The sequence below is a fragment of the Streptomyces sp. NPDC020597 genome, assembly GCF_044335095.1.
In the GTDB taxonomy this organism is placed as follows: Bacteria; Actinomycetota; Actinomycetes; order Streptomycetales; family Streptomycetaceae; genus Streptomyces.
Genome location: NZ_JBIRUL010000001.1, coordinates 200866 through 218988 on the forward strand (window position 1 = coordinate 200866; position 18123 = coordinate 218988).

An 18123-nucleotide genomic window follows, 5' to 3' on the forward strand; every position below is an offset into this window, starting at 1 on the left:
AGTCCGCGCAGGTGGCCACCCTCCGTTACGTGCTTCCCCGAGAAAGGGCCCCGCCGTGGCCGCCAAGCCCGTGGCCAAGCGCCTTGTCGTGCTGGTCTCCGGATCCGGTACGAACCTGCAGGCGCTCCTCGACGCCATCGCCGCCGCCGGTGTCGACGCGTACGGCGCCGAGGTGGTGGCCGTCGGGGCCGACCGCGGGGGCGTGGAGGGCCTCGCCCGCGCCGAGCGGGCCGGGATCCCCACCTTCGTCTGCCGTGTCAAGGACTTCGCGGGCCGGGAGGAGTGGGACGCGGCGCTCGCCGAGGCCGTGGCCGCCCACGAGCCCGACCTCGTGGTGTCCGCCGGGTTCATGAAGATCGTCGGCAAGGAGTTCCTGGCGCGGTTCGGGGGGCGGTTCGTGAACACCCATCCCGCACTGCTGCCCAGTTTCCCCGGGGCCCACGGCGTGCGGGACGCGCTCGCGTACGGCGCCCGGGTCACCGGCTGCACCGTCCACTTCGTCGACGACGGCGTCGACACCGGCCCGATCATCGCCCAGGGCGTGGTCGAGGTCCGGGACGAGGACGACGAGAGCGCTCTGCACGAGCGCATCAAGGAAGTCGAGCGAAGGCTGCTCGTCGAGGTCGTGGGGCGGCTCGCCCGCAACGGCTATCGCATTGAGGGACGAAAGGTAGTTATCCAGTGACCGCCGACAGCACTGTCACGGCAGAGAGCGGCAAGCGGGGCATCCGTCGCGCGCTCGTCAGTGTCTACGACAAGACCGGACTCGAGGAGCTCGCGCGCGGGCTGCACGAAAGCGGTGTCGAGCTCGTCTCCACCGGTTCCACCGCCTCCCGCATCGCCGCCGCCGGCGTGCCCGTCACCAAGGTCGAGGAGCTGACCGGCTTCCCCGAGTGCCTGGACGGCCGGGTGAAGACCCTGCACCCCAGGGTGCACGCCGGCATCCTCGCCGACCTGCGTCTCGAGGACCACCGGCGGCAGCTGGACGAGCTGGGCGTCGCGCCGTTCGACCTGGTCGTCGTGAACCTGTACCCGTTCCGCGAGACGGTCGCCTCGGGCGCCTCCGAGGACGAGTGCGTCGAGCAGATCGACATCGGCGGTCCGTCCATGGTGCGCGCGGCGGCCAAGAACCATCCGTCGGTGGCCGTCGTCACCAGCCCGGACCGGTACGCCGACGTCCTCGCGGCCGTGCAGGGCGGCGGCTTCGACCTCGCCGCCCGCAAGCGGCTGGCCGCGGAGGCCTTCCAGCACACCGCCGCCTACGACGTCGCGGTCGCCAGCTGGTTCGCGTCCTCCTACGCGCCGGTCGACGAGTCCAGGTTCCCCGACTTCCTCGGCGGCACCTGGGAGCGCAGGAGCACCCTGCGCTACGGCGAGAACCCGCACCAGCCGGCCGCGCTCTACGTCGACGGCAGCGGCGCCGGTCTCGCCGAGGCGGAGCAGCTGCACGGCAAGGAGATGTCGTACAACAACTACACGGACACCGATGCCGCGCACCGGGCCGCGTACGACCACCCCGAGCCGGCCGTCGCGATCATCAAGCACGCCAACCCGTGCGGGATCGCCGTCGGCGCGGACGTCGCCGAGGCGCACCGCCGGGCGCACGCCTGCGACCCGCTGTCGGCGTTCGGCGGCGTCATCGCCGTGAACCGGCCGGTGAGCCGGGAGATGGCGGAGCAGGTCGCGGAGATCTTCACCGAGGTCATCGTGGCGCCGGACTACGAGGAGGGGGCGCTGGAGGCCCTCACCAAGAAGAAGAACATCCGGGTGCTCAGGGCGCCGCAGGGCCCCGTGGCCCCCGTCGAGCTCAAGCCCGTGGGCGGCGGCGCGCTGCTCCAGGTCGCCGACCGGCTCCAGGCCGAGGGCGACGACCCGGCCAACTGGACGCTGGCGACCGGCGAGGCGCTGTCCGGGCCGGAGCTCGCCGAGCTGGCGTTCGCCTGGCGGGCGTGCCGCGCGGTGAAGTCCAACGCGATCCTGCTGGCCAAGGACGGCGCCTCGGTCGGCGTCGGCATGGGGCAGGTCAACCGCGTCGACTCGGCGAAGCTGGCCGTGGAGCGGGCCGGCGAGGAGCGCGCGCGCGGTTCCTACGCCGCCTCCGACGCGTTCTTCCCCTTCCCCGACGGGCTCGAGGTCCTGGTCGAGGCGGGCGTGAAGGCCGTGGTGCAGCCCGGCGGTTCGGTCCGTGACGAGCTGGTCGTCGAGGCCGCGAAGAAGGCGGGCGTGACGATGTACTTCACCGGCACGCGGCACTTCTTCCACTGAGGTCGCGGGGCGCCCGGCCGTTCCGGGCGCCCGACGCGACGACGCCGCGGCGCGAACGACGGCGCACGACAGGGGACGGGCGGTCCGGCAGCACGCCGGCCCGCCCGTCCCCTGTCGTCATGCCGTAGTCGTCCCCGCTCGCGCCGAGAGCGCGCCCGCGGTCAGTAGCGCGGGCGGCTGAACCAGGCTCCGCCGCTGATCATCGCGGAGAGGATGATGCCGCCGAAGGCGAGCGAGATGACGCCGCCGAAGGTGCCCGAACCACCGGCGCCGTTCACGATGTTGGCGAGGCTGCCCAGGATCATCAGCGAGCTGTACACGATCGTGGTGACGCGGATGCCGCCGCGACCCGACTTGAACTTGACGCCCAGGAAGATCGACAGGCTGCCCAGCGCCAGCATCAGCAGCGCGATCGCGATGGCGATGCCGGTCGCCGAGCTGCTGTCGTCGCCGGAGCCGAACGCGTTGGTCGTGTCCTGGGTGGCACCGGCCAGGATGCCGATGAACACGCCGGCCAGGAACTGGAAGCCGGCGACGATGAACAGCAGCACCCGGGCGGTCTTCACCAGTCCGGGCATCTCCTGGGGGACCCCGTAGCCGTACCCGTGGGGGACGGGCGGCGCCTGCGGGTAGCCGTAGCCGGGCTGTCCCTGGGGAGCGGTGGGGTAGCCGTAGCCGGGCTGGGGCGGCGGGCCCTGCGGCGGGTAGCCGGGCGGCTGTCCCTGGGGAGGGCCGTAGGGGTTGTTCGGGTCGCCGAAACTCATGGCGGTCCTTCCTCCGTTGCGTTGAGTGCGGGGACGCGCGGCCTGGCTCGGAGGAAGGTTCTACAGATGCGGTTCGTCCCCCCGGTACTGCCCGCGGCACTGTGCCGTCAATCGTTCTGCAATGGCCTGTTTGTTGTCCAGCCGCATTCCGCGGCAAAGGGCATGTGTTGTGCAAGTGCAACATCGACGATCACTTCCGCACACCTGCCGGTCCCGCTCCTACGCCCCGTACGGGGTTCCCGGATTGGAACCGGGAGGCCGTCATCCGCGAGGATGGGACCATGACCGCCCAGATTCTCGATGGCAAGGCCACCGCAGCCGAGATCAAGTCCGATCTGACCGCCCGCGTGGCGGCGCTGAAGGAGAAGGGCGTGACGCCCGGACTCGGCACGATCCTCGTCGGCGCCGATCCCGGCAGCCAGAAGTACGTGGCCGGCAAGCACCGTGACTGCGCCGAGGTCGGCATCGCCTCCATCCAGCGCGAACTGCCGGACACGGCCACCCAGGAGGAGATCGAGGCGGTCGTCCGCGAACTGAACGACGACCCCACCTGCACCGGTTACATCGTGCAGCTGCCGCTGCCCAGGGGAATCGACGAGAACCGGATCCTGGAGCTGATGGACCCGGCGAAGGACGCCGACGGCCTGCACCCGATGAACCTCGGCCGACTCGTCCTGAACGAGCCCGCCCCGCTGCCCTGCACCCCCAACGGCGTGCTCACGCTGCTGCGCCGGTACGGCGTCGAGATCAAGGGCGCGGAGGTCGTGGTCGTCGGCCGTGGCGTCACCATCGGCCGTCCGATGCCGCTGCTGCTGACCCGGCGCAGCGAGAACGCGACGGTGACCCAGTGCCACACCGGCACCCGGGACCTCTCGGCGCACCTGAAGCGGGCGGACGTCATCGTCGCCGCCGCCGGCTCCGCGCACCTGGTGCGGGCCGAGGACGTCAAGCCGGGCGCGGCCGTGCTCGACGTCGGCGTCTCCCGCAACGCGGAGGGGAAGATCGTCGGCGACGTCCACCCGGACGTTCGCGAGGTGGCCGGCTGGATCTCCCCGAACCCCGGCGGGGTGGGCCCGATGACCCGCGCCCAGCTGCTCGTCAACGTGGTCGAGGCGGCGGAGCGCAGTGTCGGCTGACGGCGTCTCCGGGAAGACCGACGACATGGACGGCAGCGGCGGCCGCAGCGGCGGCGGGGCCGCCGACGGGCTCGACCACGGGACCGACGGCCGTGACGGCGACGACATCGAGGTGCGGGACCCGGTCAGCGCGCCCGACGCCGACGGCGTGCCGCGTCGCACCACCCGCCGTTTCCCCAAGTTCACCCGGGACACCGCACGTCCCGAGGGCGCCGGGCGGGCCGCGCCCGGCGACGCGCTGGCCGCCCGGCAGTGGCCGATCATCGTGGTGCTGGGCATCGTCGCGCTCGGTCTGCTGGTGACCGCGCTCGACGTGTTCCGGGTCGGCACGATCCTGATCGGCGTCGGACTGCTGACCGGCGCGGTCCTGCGCTGGACGCTGCCCGGCGTCGGCATGCTCGCGGTGCGCTCCCGGTTCACCGACATCGTGACGTACGGCGTGCTCGGCACGGTCATCGTCCTGCTGGCGCTGATGGCGCAGCCGGAGCCGTGGCTGCAGATCCCGTTCCTCAAGGACACCCTGCACTTCACGGTCAGCAGCGGCTGACGGCACACGAACGCGCGGCGGCCCGTCCTCATCCCCCGAGGAGGACGGGCCGCCGACGCGTGCCACGTTCTCTCATCGCGAACGGCCTGATCAACAGCTGTCCGAACGCTGTGGCACGGAAGTGACCGTTCCGCTGTCGTGTGCGCGCACACCGCCACGGCGGCGCCCGGGCGGGGAACCGACCGGCCGCCCCGCGTCGTCCCCTCAACGAACCGAAGGGAAGGTGGGCGGGATGGGCTCCTGGCAGCCGCTGCCGGACGGGCTGCCGTCGGAGGTACGGCACTTCGTGGAACAGTTGCGGCAGCTCAAGGACGGCACAGGCCTCAGCCTGGCCGCGCTCGGCGCGCGCACCGCGTACAGCAAGTCCTCCTGGCAGCGCTATCTCAACGCGGTCCAGCCGCCGCCCCGGCAGGCCGTCGCCGCGCTGTGCAGGGTCGCGGGACTGGCGGGCGCGGACGCCGAACGGCACGTCGTGCGCTGGGAACTGGCGGTCGAGGCCTGGCCGCGTCCCACGCCCGCCGACCCGGCCGAGGCCTACCGGGAGGATCCGACGATCCCCTGGTGGGACCGTCTGGAGGAGCCCGCCCCGCAGCCCGAGCCCGCACCGGCCGGACGGCTCCTGCTCTACGCGGCCCTGCTCCTGCTGGCGCTGCTGCTCGCCGCCGTGGCAGGCGCGGTCGCCTTCGGCTGAGCCGGCGTGGCGTCGGGCGGCGCCGCCGTACGGGTGACCGGCCGGAGAAAAAGGCGGCCCGCACAGGAATAGCCGTCTCCGCTCCGGGAAGGCGGACGGATACCCCCACGGGAGTCCGGCACGACCCGGCACCCCCACGGCGGCCGCCGATCCCCCTCTCCCGGACCGGCGGCCGCCGCTTCGTGCGGGTCTCCCGTGCGCCGAGGGGCACTCTGTGAAGCGGGCCACACAACCCCGGACGTCCGGCATCCCGGATGCGCGATAGCCTGACCGCTGATCGGATCTCTTGATACCAAGAGATCGATCATTTGTACGTCCCACCCGGGGCAGGGACGCCCCACCGACAGCTGTCATACGGAGAACGCCATGACCCGCACTCCCGTGAACGTCACCGTGACCGGCGCGGCCGGCCAGATCGGTTACGCCCTGCTCTTCCGCATCGCCTCCGGCCAGCTGCTCGGCGCGGACGTGCCGGTCAGGCTGCGCCTGCTGGAGATCACCCCGGCGCTCAAGGCCGCCGAGGGCACCGCCATGGAGCTGGACGACTGCGCGTTCCCGCTGCTCCAGGGCATCGACATCACCGACGACGCGAACGTCGCCTTCGACGGGGCCAACGTGGCCCTCCTCGTCGGCGCCCGCCCCCGCACCAAGGGCATGGAGCGCGGTGACCTCCTCGAGGCCAACGGCGGCATCTTCAAGCCGCAGGGCAAGGCCATCAACGACCACGCCGCGGACGACATCAAGGTCCTCGTCGTCGGCAACCCGGCCAACACCAACGCACTGATCGCCCAGGCCGCCGCGCCGGACGTACCGGCCGAGCGCTTCACCGCGATGACCCGCCTCGACCACAACCGTGCGCTGACCCAGCTGGCGAAGAAGACGGGCTCGACGGTCGCCGACATCAAGCGTCTGACCATCTGGGGCAACCACTCGGCCACCCAGTACCCGGACATCTTCCACGCCACGATCGCCGGCAAGAACGCCGCCGAGGTCGTCAACGACGAGAAGTGGCTGGCGGAGGACTTCATCCCGACCGTCGCCAAGCGCGGCGCGGCCATCATCGAGGCGCGTGGCGCGTCCTCCGCGGCGTCGGCCGCCAACGCGGCCATCGACCACGTCCACACCTGGGTCAACGGCACCGCCGAGGGCGACTGGGCCTCCATGGGCATCCCGTCCGACGGCTCCTACGGCGTCCCGGAGGGCCTGATCTCCTCCTTCCCGGTCACCGTGAAGGACGGCGTCTACGAGATCGTCCAGGGCCTGGACGTCAACGAGTTCTCCCGCGCCCGCATCGACGCGTCGGTGCAGGAGCTGGCGGAGGAGCGTGAGGCGGTTCGCGCACTCGGCCTGATCTGAGCCTGAACACCAGCGATCCCCGGGCGGTTTCGACCGCCCGGGGATCGCGTGCGTTCAGCTCCGGCCGAGGGCGCCGACGAAGCTCGCCCAGGCGTCGGCGCCGAAGAGGACCGCACCGCGCTCGGGGGCCTTGCTGTCCCGGACGGGAACGACGGCCGGGAGGTCATCGGCGACTTCGAGGCATGCCCCGCCGTCGGGGTTGCTGTAGCTGGACTTGCGCCAGGTGACGTTGCTCAGGTCGATGGCTCGCACGGCACTTCCTCCAACATTCGCATGATGAACTTTCGTGACTCGGCCGGGGAAAGCGCCTGGTCACGCATCGCATCGTAACGCCGTAGAAGTAGCTCAACTGCCCGGATTTCCTCGACCAGTTCGCCGCGGTGAGCCGTCTCCGCGTACGCCACGGTGACGCCGTCGGGCAGTCGGAGGAACATCATGTCGGTGCTGACCAGTCCGTGGAGACCGGCGCGTAGCGGCAGCACCTGGAGAGTGACGTTCGGGCGCTCGTAGACCTCCAACAGGTGATCAAGCTGTTCCCGCCACTCCTGTGGCACGCGCAAAGGCGTCCGCAGGACCGCCTCCGAGACGATGGCACGGAAGGGCGGCGCGTCCTCTCCCTCCAGCAGCTTCCTTCGGCCCGTGCGGGCTTCGACCTGCTGGTCGAGTTCCGGCCCCTTGAGCCCGCCCAGCGTGAGGACTTCACGTGCGTACGCGGTGGTCTGCAGCAGTCCGTGGACGGTGCTCACGCCGTAGTGCCACAGGCTCAGCGCCTCGGCCTCCAGGTCCATGTATCTCCGGTACTGCTCCTTGAACTGACTGTTGTCGCCCATCGCGACTTCCCACAGGGCCAGCAGCAGTCCCGGCGTTCCGTAGTGGGTGTCCAGCGCCTCGACGACCTCCGGGCTGCCCAGGTTCGTTCCGCTCTCCATCTTGCCGAGCGTGGACGCGTCCCAGCCCAGGCGCTCGGCGAGTTCCCGCAGGCTCTCCCCGCGGCCGGTGCGCAGCAGCCGCAGTTCCTCCGCGAAGCGTTTGCGGGGTTGCTGGCTGCGGCCGGTGACCACTCGTCTCGCAGGCATGGGGCGACTCCTTCGCGGCTCTGCGTGGCAGCAGGGACACGAAGAGTAGTTCAACTCCCTGTTGACTTCAGCCCGCTCGGCCATCCCGGTACTATTTGTCCATTTATGCACCCAAGTTCCGTGACGCGAGGCACTTTCGGCCGCGAATTGCGCATGCAATGCGAGGTCGGGGGCATGTGGACGCGGTCCCCCGTGTGACCCGGGGGTGACACAGGGGGACGGAACAGGAACGGAAGGCAACGCCGATCATGGCCGACAGGACCGAACCGCTGCACATGCCGCAGCTGCGAGAGCACCGGACGATTCACTCGGGCGGAGAGTGGCTGGAAGCAGTCTCCGGCGCCACCCGCGAGATCATCGACCCCGCGGACGGCCGCCCCTTCGCCGTGGTCGCCGAAGGCGACGAGAAGGACACCGACCTGGCGGTCGCGGCCGCCCGGGCCGCCTTCGACGAGGGCGAGTGGCCGCGCACCCCCGCCGCCGACCGGGCGGCCCTGCTGCACCGCGTCGCCGACCTCCTCGTCCGCGACCGCGAACAACTCGGTCTGCTGGAGAGCCGTGACGCGGGCAAGACGCTCGAAGAGGGCCGCGTCGACATCGACTGCGTCGCCGACGCCTTCCGCTACTTCGCCGGCCTGGTGGCCGCCGAGTCGTCGGGACGGGTGGTGGACGCGGGATCGGCCGACGTGCACAGCGTCGTCGTCCACGAGCCGGTCGGCGTGTGCGCGCTGATCACCCCCTGGAACTACCCGTTGCTCCAGGCGAGTTGGAAGATCGCTCCGGCGCTGGCCGCCGGCAACTCCTTCGTCGTCAAGCCCAGCGAGATCACGCCGCTGACCACGGTCGCGCTGATCGGCCTGCTCGCCGAGGCGGGGCTGCCCGCCGGTGTGGCGAACATCGTCACCGGTCCCGGGCACACGGTCGGCGCCCGGCTCGCCGAACACCCCGACGTCGACCTGGTGTCCTTCACCGGCGGCCTGGTCAGCGGCACGAAGGTGGCGCAGGCGGCCGCCCCGACCGTCAAGAAGGTCGCCCTCGAACTCGGCGGCAAGAACCCCAACGTGGTCTTCGCGGACGCCTGCGCCACCGACGAGGGCTTCGACACCGCCGTCGACCAGGCCCTCAACGCGGCCTTCATCCACAGCGGCCAGGTCTGCTCGGCGGGCTCGCGGCTCATCGTCGAGGAGTCCGTCCGCGACCGCTTCGTCGACGAACTCGCCCGCCGCGCCGGGAAGATCCGGCTGGGGCGCGGCACCGAGGACGGAGTCGAGTGCGGCCCGCTCGTCTCCGAGCAGCAGCGTGCCAAGACCGAGGAGTACGTGGCCTCCGCGCTCGCCGAGGGCGCCGTGCTGCGGTCCGGCGGCCGGCGGCCCGAACCCTCCCCGCAGCGGCCCGAGTCGGGCTACTTCTACGAGCCCACCGTCCTCGACCGCTGCCACCGCGAGATGCGCGTCGTGCGGGAGGAGGTCTTCGGACCGGTCCTCACCGTCGAGACCTTCCGCACCGAGGACGAGGCCGTCGCCCTCGCCAACGACACCGACTACGGCCTCGCCGGCGCCGTCTGGACCGCCGACGCGGGCCGCGCACGGCGGGTCGCCGGCCGGCTGCGCCACGGCACCGTCTGGATCAACGACTTCCACCCCTATCTGCCGCAGGCGGAGTGGGGCGGCTTCGGCAAGAGCGGCGTGGGCCGCGAACTCGGCCCGGCCGGACTCGCCGAGTACCGCGAGGCCAAGCACGTCTACCAGAACCTCGCGCCGAGGCCCGTCCGCTGGTTCGCGGGCTGACCCGCCCGCAGGCCCTGCCTCTCGCCCCGAACGCACTTCGCACAGACTTCGCACGCCCCTGGAGTACCCCCCATGCCAGAGACCTCACCTGTCTATGACTACGTGATAGTCGGAGGCGGAACCGCCGGTTCCGTCATCGCGTCACGGCTCACCGAGAACCCCGACACCACCGTCGCCGTCATCGAGGGCGGCCCCAGCGACGTCGGCCGCGACGACGTCCTCACCCTGCGCCGCTGGACGGGCCTGCTCGGCGGCGAGCTCGACTACGACTACCCCACCACCGAGCAGCCGCGCGGCAACTCCCACATCCGGCACAGCCGGGCCCGCGTCCTCGGCGGCTGCTCCTCCCACAACACCCTCATCGCGTTCAAGCCGCTGCCGTCCGACTTCGACGAGTGGGAGGCGGCCGGCGCCGAGGGCTGGGGCGCGGTTCCCATGGAGGCGTACTACGCGCGCCTGCTGAACAACATCGTCCCGGTCGACGAGAAGGACCGCAACGCCGTCGCCCGCGACTTCGTCGACGCCGCCCGGCAGGCGACCGGGGTGCCCCACGTCGAGGGCTTCAACAGCAAGCCCTTCGACGACGGCGTCGGCTTCTTCGACCTCGCCTACCACCCCGAGACCAACAAGCGGTCGTCCGCCTCCGTCGCCTACCTCCACCCGGTGATGGACGAACGGCCCAACCTGACGATCCTCCTGGAGACCTGGGCGCACCGGCTGGAGCTGGACGGCGCCCGCGCGCGGGGTGTGCACGCACGCACCGCGGACGGCGAGGAGATCCTCGTCCGCGCCCGGCGCGAGGTCGTGCTCTGCGCCGGCGCGATCGACTCGCCCCGGCTGCTCCTGCACTCCGGAATCGGTCCGAAGGCCGACCTGGACGCGCTCGGCATCCCCGTCGTCCACGACCTGCCCGGCGTGGGCGAGAACCTTCTCGACCACCCCGAGTCGGTGATCGTCTGGGAGACCCACGGGCCGCTCCCGGAGAACTCCGCGATGGACTCCGACGCGGGCCTGTTCGTGCGCCGCGACCCCGAGCACGCGGGCCCGGACCTGATGTTCCACTTCTACCAGGTCCCCTTCACCGACAACCCGGAGCGGCTCGGCTACGAACGCCCGGCGCACGGCGTGTCGATGACCCCCAACATCCCCAAGCCGAAGTCCCGCGGACGGCTCTACCTGCAGAGCGCCGACCCGGCCGTCAAGCCCGCCCTGGACTTCCGCTACTTCACCGACGAGGACGACTACGACGGCCGCACCCTCGTCGACGGCATCCGCATCGCCCGCGAGATCGCGAAGACCGAGCCGCTGGCCCGCTGGCTCAAGCGCGAGGTCGCGCCCGGCCCGCACATCACGGGCGACGAGGAGCTGAGCGAGTACGCGCGCAAGGTCGCGCACACCGTCTACCACCCTGCCGGCACCTGCAAGATGGGCGCCGCCGACGACGAACTCGCCGTCGTGGATCCCCAGTTGCGTATCCGTGGACTGGAAGGCATCCGCATCGCGGACGCCTCCGTGTTCCCGACCATGACAGCCGTGAACCCGATGATCGGCGTGCTGATGGTCGGCGAACGGGCCGTGGACCTGATCGGAGGCGATGCCCGATGAGCACCGACACCAACGCCGGTACCCATACCCGTACCGACACGACCGCCCACACGACCATCGAGGAGCGCCCGCCGGTCTTCTCGGTGGACGGCCTGTGGAAGGTGTTCGGCCCGAAGGCCGAGGCCGTCCCCGCCGACCCCGAGCTGACGTCCCTGCCACCCGCCGAGCTCCGCTCCCGCACCGGCTGCACCGCCGCCGTCCGGGACGTCTCCTTCGACGTGCGCAAGGGCGAGGTCTTCGTCGTCATGGGCCTGTCCGGCTCCGGCAAGTCCACCCTCGTGCGCTGTCTGACCCGGCTGATCGAGCCGACCGCCGGCCACATCGCCATCGACGGCGAGGACGTCCGCGCCATGGACAAGAACCGGCTGCGCGAACTGCGCCGGCGCCGGGCCGCGATGGTCTTCCAGCACTTCGGCCTGCTCCCGCACCGCACCGTCGTCGACAACGTGGCCTACGGCCTGGAGATCCAGGGCGTCGGCAAGGCCGAGCGGCGCGCCCGGGCCCGGCAGGTCGTCGAGAAGGTCGGCCTGGAGGGCATGGAGCACCGCAGGCCCGGCGAGCTGTCCGGCGGGCAGCGCCAGCGCGTCGGACTGGCCCGCGCGCTCGCCGTGGACCCCGAGGTCCTGCTCTTCGACGAGCCGTTCAGCGCCCTGGACCCGCTGATCCGGCGCGACATGCAGGAGGAGGTCGTCCGGCTGCACCGGGAGGAGGGCCGCACGATGGTCTTCATCACCCACGACCTCAGCGAGGCCCTCAAGCTCGGCGACCGCATCGCCCTGATGCGCGACGGCCGGGTGGTGCAGCTCGGCACCCCGGAGGAGATCGTCGGCTCGCCCGCCGACGACTACGTCCGCGAGTTCGTCCGCGACGTCCCGCGCGAGCAGGTCATGACGGTCCGCAGGGCCATGCGGGCCGGCGAGTGCGGCGGCCCCGGCCACCCCGGCGCGATCGCCGCCGACGCGGTGGTCGCCGAGGCGATCCAGGTCGTGTCGCGCAGCCACAAGCCCGCGTGCGTCGTGGAGGACGGCCGGTGTCTGGGGGTCGTCGATCACGAACGGCTCCTGGACGTCGTGGCCGGAACGGAGCTCCGCAAGGAGGCGGTCTGACATGGCTACCGTCACCGCACCGGCCCCCCGTGTCTCCCTGCCCGGGGTCCTCAAACACCGCTCGGTCGCCAAGCTCGCGCTGCTCGCGCTCGCCGCGGCGGTCCTCGTGCCGCTCGCCAACGCCCAATGGGCCAGCGGCAGCTGGCCCGCCGCCCTCACCGTCGACCTCACCCAGCCGCTCGGCAAGGCCAGCGACTGGATCATCGACAACCGTGACAGCCACCCGCTGTTCCTCTACGGCTTCGGCTACGTCAGCAACGCGGTCGTGCTCTGCGTGCGGGCCGTCTACCTGGTGCTGCTCGCGGCCGGTTGGGCGGGCGTCACCGCCGCCGCCTCGCTGGTCGCCTGGCGGGTCGCCGGAGTGCGGCTGGCGCTGGGCACCGCCGTCGCGTTCCTGGCCTGCGGACTGCTCGGCATGTGGATCCCGACCATGCAGACGCTCGCGCTGATGGTCGTCGCGGTCCTGGTGTCGGTCGCCGTCGGCGCCGTGCTCGGCCTCGCCGCGGGGCTGTCGGACCGGATGGACCGCATCCTGCGCCCCGTCCTGGACACCATGCAGGTGCTGCCCGCGTTCGCCTACCTGCTCCCGGTCGTCCTGATCTTCGGCATCGGCGTCCCCGCGGCCGTCCTCGCCACCGTGGTCTACGCCGCGCCGCCGATGGCCCGGCTCACCTCGCTCGGCCTGCGCGGCGCCGACAAGGAGGTGCTGGAGGCCGTCGAGTCGCTGGGGGCCACCGCCCGCCAGCGCCTGCTCACCGCGCGCATCCCGCTGGCCCGCAAGGAGCTCCTGCTCGGCCTCAACCAGACGATCATGATGGCGCTGTCCATGGCGGTCATCGCCTCGGTGATCGGCGCGGGCGGCCTCGGCGACCGCGTCTACCAGGCGCTCGCCTCGGTCGACGTCGGCGCGGCCCTCGCCGCCGGCATCCCGATCGTCCTCCTCGCCGTCGTCCTGGACCGGGTGACCGGCGCGGCCGGCGAGTCCGACGCCGACGCCGGCTCCCGCGCCGGAACCGGCGGCCTCTCACGGCGCGCCGGCTGGGCGTCCGCGCTCGCCGCCACCGTCGTGGTCGCGGTCGCCGCGCGGCTCGCGGGCCGCCTCGACTGGCCCGACGGCTGGACCCTGAACATCGCCGAGCCGGTCAACCGGGCCGTCGACTGGATGACGGACCACCTCTACTCCGGCGTGCCCGTGATCGGCGGCACCGCCGACTGGGCCGGCCACTTCACCACCTGGGTCCTCGACCCGCTGCGCGACGGCCTCCAGGCCCTGCCCTGGTGGTCGGTGCTGCTGATCGTCGCCGCGCTCGCCTGGGTGATCGGCACCTGGCGCACCGCGCTCACCGCCGTCCTCGCGATGGCCGCGATCGGTGTCCTCGGCGTGTGGAAACCGTCCCTCGACACGCTGTCGCAGGTCCTCGCCGCGGTCGCCGTCACCCTCGTGCTGGGCTTCGCGACCGGCATCGCCGCCGCCCGCAGCGACCGCTTCGAACGGCTCCTGCGGCCCGTCCTCGACGTCTTCCAGACGATGCCGCAGTTCGTGTACCTGATCCCGGTCGTCGCACTGTTCGGCGTCGGCCGCGCACCCGCCGTGGCCGCCGCGGTCGTGTACGCGCTGCCGGCCGTCGTCCGCATCACCGCCCAGGGCCTGCGCCAGGTCGACCCGGCCGCCCTGGAGGCCGCCCGCTCGCTCGGCGCGAGCAGCGGCCAGCAGATCCGGCAGGTACAGCTCCCGCTGGCCCGCCCGGCTCTGCTGCTCGCCCTCAACCAGGGCGTGGTGCTGGTCCTCGCCGTCGTCATCATCGGCGGACTGGTCGGCGGCGGCGCGCTCGGCTACGACGTCGTCTTCGGCCTCGCCCAGGGCGACCTCGCCACCGGTCTGGTGGCCGGCGCCGCCATCGTCTGTCTCGGCCTGATGCTCGACCGGGTGACCCAGCCGACGGAACGCCGTACGAAGAAGGGGGCGTGACATGCGCATCCGTACCACCGCGACCGTGGCCGGCGCGTCCGCGCTGCTCCTGCTGACCGGCTGCGGCGCCGCCGACATGACCAAGCAGGCCTCGCCGTTCGCCAACGCGCAGGGCGCCAAGAGCCTGACCCTCTCCGTCCAGTCCTGGGTGGGCGCCCAGGCCAACGTGGCCGTCGCCCAGTACCTCCTGGAACACGAGCTGGGCTACCGCGTCGACACCGTGCAGGTCGACGAGGTGCCCGCCTGGGACGCGCTCAGCCAGGGCCGGGTCGACGCGATCCTGGAGGACTGGGGCCACCCCGAGCAGGAACAGCGCTACGTCAAGGACAAGAAGACGATCACGCCCGGCGGCGACCTCGGCGTGACCGGGCACATCGGCTGGTTCGTGCCGACGTACTTCGCGAAGCAGCACCCGGACGTCACGAACTGGAAGAACCTGAACAAGTACGCGGCGCAGTTCGCCACCGCGGAGAGCGGCGGCAAGGGCCAGCTCATGGACGGCTCACCCTCCTACGTCACCAACGACAAGGCGCTGGTGCAGAACCTGGACCTGGACTTCCAGGTCGTGTTCGCCGGTTCGGAGGCCGCCCAGATCACCCAGATGCGGCAGTTCGCCAAGGAGAAGAAGCCCTTCCTCACCTACTGGTACGCGCCGCAGTGGCTGTTCAAGAAGGTTCCGATGACCGAGGTGAAGCTGCCCCCCTACAAGGAGGGCTGCGACGCCGACCCGGAGAAGGTCGCCTGCGGCTATCCGCACACCCCGCTGCAGAAGTACCTCAACGCCGGCTTCGCGAAGGACGGCGGGAAGGCGGCCGCCTTCCTGAAGAAGTTCCAGTGGACGACCGAGGACCAGAACGAGGTGTCCCTGGCCATCGCCGACCAGAAGATGACGCCGGAGGAGGCGGCGAAGCAGTGGGTGGACGGCCACGCCTCCACCTGGAAGGCGTGGCTGTCCTGAGCGCCGCTACACCAGTCGGGCGCTGATCTCCCGCAGGGCGGCCGCCGCCCGCCGCTGGAGGCCCGGCCCGAACGTGACGCGCGTGGCCCCGAGTTCGCCGAGTCCGGCGGGCGAGGGGCCTTCGCCGTCCACCTGGCCGCCCACGTTCACCGGGCCCCGGATACCCGACCGCAGCAGCGGCAGCAGACGGGTGGGCACGCCGATCGGATAGACGCAGTCGGCGCCGGCCGCCACGTACAGGGCCGCCCGCTCGATCGCCCGTTCGGGGTCGCCGTCGCCGTACTCGAAGACGTCCACGCGCGCGTTGACGAAGAGCAGGCCGCCGGCCTCCGCCCGCACCTGCGCCAGCCACTCGGCGTGCTCCCGCGGGTCCTTCAGGACCCCGCCGGCGGAGTCCTCCAGGTTGCAGCCGACGGCGCCCGTCTCCAGCAGCCGCTCCACCAGCTCCTTCGGAGCCAGCCCGTACCCGTCCTCGACGTCCGCGGACACCGGGACGTCCACCGCCCGTACGATCCGGGCGACCGCGGCGAACATCTCGTCCGCCGGGGTCTGACCGTCGGCGTACCCGAGACAGGCGGCCACGCCCGCGCTGGGCGTCGCGAGCGCCGGGAAGCCCGCCTCGGCGAAGACCCGGGCGCTGGCCGCGTCCCACGGTCCGGGCAGGACGAGGGGGTCGCCCGGCAGCCGGTTGTGGTGCAGCCGGCGGAAGTCGTCCGCCTTGCTCATGACGTCCACTCCTCGCGGTGGAGGCCGTCCGCCGGGCTCATGCGTGCTGCCCCGGCCGGTAGTGCCCCGGCGTCAGCCGGCACGTCACGCCGAACCGGTTCCACGCGTTGATCACCGTGATCGCGGCGATCAGCTGCGCGAGCGCGGGCTCGTCGAAGTGCTCGGCCGCCCTCGCGTACACCGCGTCCGGCACGAATCCCTCCGTCAGCACCGTCACCGCCTCGGTCAGCGCCAGCGCCGCGAGCTCCTGTTCCGTGTAGAAGTGCGCCGACTCCTCCCACGCGCTCAGCTGGACGATCCGCTCGACGCTCTCGCCCGCCGCGAGCGCGTCCTTGCTGTGCATGTCGACGCAGAGCGCGCAGCGGTTGAGCTGCGAGGCCCGGATCTTCACCAGTTCCAGCAGTACGGGGTCGAGGCCCTTCCGGGCGGCGGCGTCCAGCCGGAGCATCGCCTTGTACACCTCGGGGGCGTGCGCGGACCAGTTCAGCCGGGGGGTGTGCTCGGGCGCGCGGTTCGTCCGCCCGGCGGCGGCCGGAGCGGGGGCGGCGGTCGCGGGGCCGTCCGGCAGGCCGGTGGGACCGGTGGGAGCGGTGATGGGGCTGGTCGCGGCTCTCGTCGTGGTGGTCGGGGCGGATGCGTCGGTCGTCATGGCTTCGACCCTAGGTGCCAGGCAGCCCAGGAGTATGGTCCATTTCCATGCCGAATCCATGGGCCACTTTCGGGGTCGACCTGCACGTGGAGCCGACCGGGCCGCAGGTGCGGCGGGGTCTGACCGACGGCCTGCGCGAGGCCGTCCGCAGCGGCCGGCTGCCGCCCGGCACCCGACTGCCCTCCTCCCGCTCCCTCGCCGCCGACCTGGGCGTCGCCCGCAACACGGTCGCCGACGCCTACGCCGACCTGGTCGCCGAGGGCTGGCTCACCGCCCGCCAGGGCTCGGGCACCCGGGTGTCCGAGCGGCACGTCGTGCCTCCGGCGAACGCCGGCCCCCGCCGCCCCGCGGATCACCGGCCCGTCCACGACCTGCGGCCCGGCAGCCCCGACGTCGCCTCCTTCCCGCGCGGCGCATGGCTCAGGGCGGCCCGCCGCGCCCTCGCCGCGGCCCCCTCCGACGCCTTCGGCTACGGCGACCTGCGCGGCCGGGTGGAACTGCGCACCGCCCTCGCCGGCTACCTCTCCCGCGCCCGCGGGGTGCGCGCCGACCCCGAACGCATCGTGGTGTGCGCGGGGTTCGCGCATGGACTCAGCCTGCTGGCGAAGGTCCTGCGGGCGCGCGGGGCGCACTCGGTGGCCGTCGAGTCCTACGGTCTGGACGAGCACTGGTGGCTGCTGGAAGCGGCGGAACTGGCCACCACCGCGCTGCCGTTCGACGACCGTGGCACGGACCCGGCGCTCGGCTCGACGGACGCCGGCGCGGTCCTGCTCACCCCCGCCCACCAGTTCCCGATGGGCGTGCCCCTGCACCACGACCGCCGGGCGGCCGTCGTGGACTGGGCGCGGCGCACCGGCGGTCTGGTCCTGGAGGACGACTACGACGGCGAGTTCCGTTACGACCGCCAGTCCGTCGGCGCCCTCCAGGGACTCGACCCCGATCACGTGGTGTACCTGGGCACGGCGAGCAAGTCGCTGGCCCCCGGCCTGCGGCTGGGCTGGATGGTGCTGCCGCCGGGCGTGGCCGAGGAGGTGACGGCGGCCAAGGGCGGGGTGGACACCTCCGGGGTCCTCGACCAGCTGACGCTCGCGGAGTTCATCGCCTCGGGCGCGTACGACCGCCATGTGCGGGCCATGCGCACGCGCTACCGCCGGCGCCGCGACGCCCTGGTCGCCGCCCTGGCCGACCGGGCCCCGGAGATCCGGGTCACCGGCATCGCGGCGGGCCTGCACGCCGTCCTGCGCCTGCCGCCGGGCGCCGAGGCGGCGGTGGTGAGGGCGGCGGCCCGCCGGGGACTGGCGGTCGACGGGCTCGCCCCACGGCATCGGCATGCCGAAGCGGTCGCCGCCCCCCTCGACGCCCTGGTCGTGGGCTACGGCACCCCGCCGGACCACGCGTGGTCCGGCGCGCTGGACGCCCTGTGCGCGGCCCTGCCGGCCGGCGGCGACGGCGCCGGAATTCTTTATCCCGGATAGATTTCCTGGAATT

The 18123-nt window shown here is 72.3% G+C and carries 17 protein-coding genes; 12 read left to right on the forward strand and 5 right to left on the reverse strand.

Annotated elements, in window-relative coordinates; translation table 11 throughout:
- Positions 1 to 55: 55 nt before the first annotated feature.
- Positions 56 to 685 carry a phosphoribosylglycinamide formyltransferase gene (purN, locus tag ACH4ZA_RS00950; protein ID WP_319279701.1) on the forward strand — a complete coding sequence of 210 codons (630 nt, stop codon included), beginning with the start codon at positions 56 to 58 and terminating at the stop codon, positions 683 to 685.
- Positions 682 to 2265, forward strand: a complete 1584-nt coding sequence (gene purH / locus ACH4ZA_RS00955) for a bifunctional phosphoribosylaminoimidazolecarboxamide formyltransferase/IMP cyclohydrolase (protein ID WP_319279700.1) — start codon at positions 682 to 684, stop codon at positions 2263 to 2265. Before purN ends, purH begins: the two co-directional genes overlap by 4 nt.
- A 161-nt stretch (positions 2266 to 2426) precedes the next feature.
- Here purH and ACH4ZA_RS00960 read toward each other — a convergent pair whose 3' ends face one another.
- Complete coding sequence (locus ACH4ZA_RS00960; protein WP_319279699.1) at positions 2427 to 3029, reverse strand: hypothetical protein; 603 nt, start codon at positions 3027 to 3029, stop codon at positions 2427 to 2429.
- A gap of 281 nt (positions 3030 to 3310) precedes the next feature.
- On the opposite strand from ACH4ZA_RS00960, the gene ACH4ZA_RS00965 reads away from it, so the two are divergent.
- The 4 genes from ACH4ZA_RS00965 (at position 3311) to ACH4ZA_RS00980 (ending at position 6759) form a co-directional block, all read left to right on the forward strand.
- Positions 3311 to 4165: a bifunctional methylenetetrahydrofolate dehydrogenase/methenyltetrahydrofolate cyclohydrolase gene (locus tag ACH4ZA_RS00965; protein WP_319279698.1), complete on the forward strand. Its 855-nt coding sequence runs from the start codon at positions 3311 to 3313 to the stop codon at positions 4163 to 4165.
- Positions 4155 to 4712, forward strand: coding sequence for a DUF3017 domain-containing protein (locus tag ACH4ZA_RS00970; protein WP_319279697.1), 558 nt, complete (start codon positions 4155 to 4157; stop codon positions 4710 to 4712). Before ACH4ZA_RS00965 ends, ACH4ZA_RS00970 begins: the two co-directional genes overlap by 11 nt.
- 232 nt (positions 4713 to 4944) lie before the next feature.
- Positions 4945 to 5403, forward strand: coding sequence for a helix-turn-helix transcriptional regulator (locus ACH4ZA_RS00975; protein WP_319279696.1), 459 nt, complete (start codon positions 4945 to 4947; stop codon positions 5401 to 5403).
- A gap of 366 nt (positions 5404 to 5769) precedes the next feature.
- Complete coding sequence (locus ACH4ZA_RS00980; protein WP_266726272.1) at positions 5770 to 6759, forward strand: malate dehydrogenase; 990 nt, start codon at positions 5770 to 5772, stop codon at positions 6757 to 6759.
- A gap of 54 nt (positions 6760 to 6813) precedes the next feature.
- Here ACH4ZA_RS00980 and ACH4ZA_RS00985 read toward each other — a convergent pair whose 3' ends face one another.
- Positions 6814 to 7011: a DUF397 domain-containing protein gene (locus ACH4ZA_RS00985; RefSeq protein ID WP_319279694.1), complete on the reverse strand. Its 198-nt coding sequence runs from the start codon at positions 7009 to 7011 to the stop codon at positions 6814 to 6816.
- On the reverse strand, positions 6993 to 7835 hold the full coding sequence (locus ACH4ZA_RS00990) for a helix-turn-helix transcriptional regulator (protein ID WP_319279693.1): 843 nt from the start codon (positions 7833 to 7835) through the stop codon (positions 6993 to 6995). Before ACH4ZA_RS00990 ends, ACH4ZA_RS00985 begins: the two co-directional genes overlap by 19 nt.
- A 248-nt stretch (positions 7836 to 8083) precedes the next feature.
- Here ACH4ZA_RS00990 and ACH4ZA_RS00995 point away from each other — a divergent pair, with 248 nt between their 5' ends.
- From ACH4ZA_RS00995 to ACH4ZA_RS01015, 5 genes are all read left to right on the forward strand, one after another.
- Positions 8084 to 9622 carry an aldehyde dehydrogenase family protein gene (locus ACH4ZA_RS00995; RefSeq protein WP_319279692.1) on the forward strand — a complete coding sequence of 513 codons (1539 nt, stop codon included), beginning with the start codon at positions 8084 to 8086 and terminating at the stop codon, positions 9620 to 9622.
- 72 nt (positions 9623 to 9694) lie between these two features.
- A complete protein-coding gene (locus tag ACH4ZA_RS01000) occupies positions 9695 to 11227 on the forward strand; it encodes a GMC family oxidoreductase (RefSeq protein ID WP_398427466.1) in 1533 nt (510 codons plus the stop codon).
- Entirely contained in the window at positions 11224 to 12333 is a 1110-nt protein-coding gene (locus tag ACH4ZA_RS01005) for a glycine betaine/L-proline ABC transporter ATP-binding protein (RefSeq protein WP_319279690.1), read from the forward strand. The genes ACH4ZA_RS01000 and ACH4ZA_RS01005 overlap by 4 nt, the downstream gene beginning before the upstream one ends.
- A gap of 1 nt (position 12334) precedes the next feature.
- Positions 12335 to 14302, forward strand: coding sequence for an ABC transporter permease (locus ACH4ZA_RS01010; protein ID WP_398427468.1), 1968 nt, complete (start codon positions 12335 to 12337; stop codon positions 14300 to 14302).
- A gap of 1 nt (position 14303) precedes the next feature.
- Positions 14304 to 15260, forward strand: a complete 957-nt coding sequence (locus ACH4ZA_RS01015; protein WP_398427470.1) for an ABC transporter substrate-binding protein — start codon at positions 14304 to 14306, stop codon at positions 15258 to 15260.
- Positions 15261 to 15266: 6 nt separating this feature from the next.
- Here ACH4ZA_RS01015 and ACH4ZA_RS01020 read toward each other — a convergent pair whose 3' ends face one another.
- Both ACH4ZA_RS01020 and ACH4ZA_RS01025 read right to left on the reverse strand, forming a co-directional pair.
- On the reverse strand, positions 15267 to 15986 hold the full coding sequence (locus ACH4ZA_RS01020) for an isocitrate lyase/phosphoenolpyruvate mutase family protein (protein WP_398427472.1): 720 nt from the start codon (positions 15984 to 15986) through the stop codon (positions 15267 to 15269).
- 37 nt (positions 15987 to 16023) lie between these two features.
- A complete protein-coding gene (locus ACH4ZA_RS01025) occupies positions 16024 to 16635 on the reverse strand; it encodes a carboxymuconolactone decarboxylase family protein (protein ID WP_319279686.1) in 612 nt (203 codons plus the stop codon).
- 47 nt (positions 16636 to 16682) lie between these two features.
- On the opposite strand from ACH4ZA_RS01025, the gene ACH4ZA_RS01030 reads away from it, so the two are divergent.
- Positions 16683 to 18110, forward strand: coding sequence for a PLP-dependent aminotransferase family protein (locus ACH4ZA_RS01030; protein ID WP_398427474.1), 1428 nt, complete (start codon positions 16683 to 16685; stop codon positions 18108 to 18110).
- Positions 18111 to 18123: the final 13 nt, after the last annotated feature.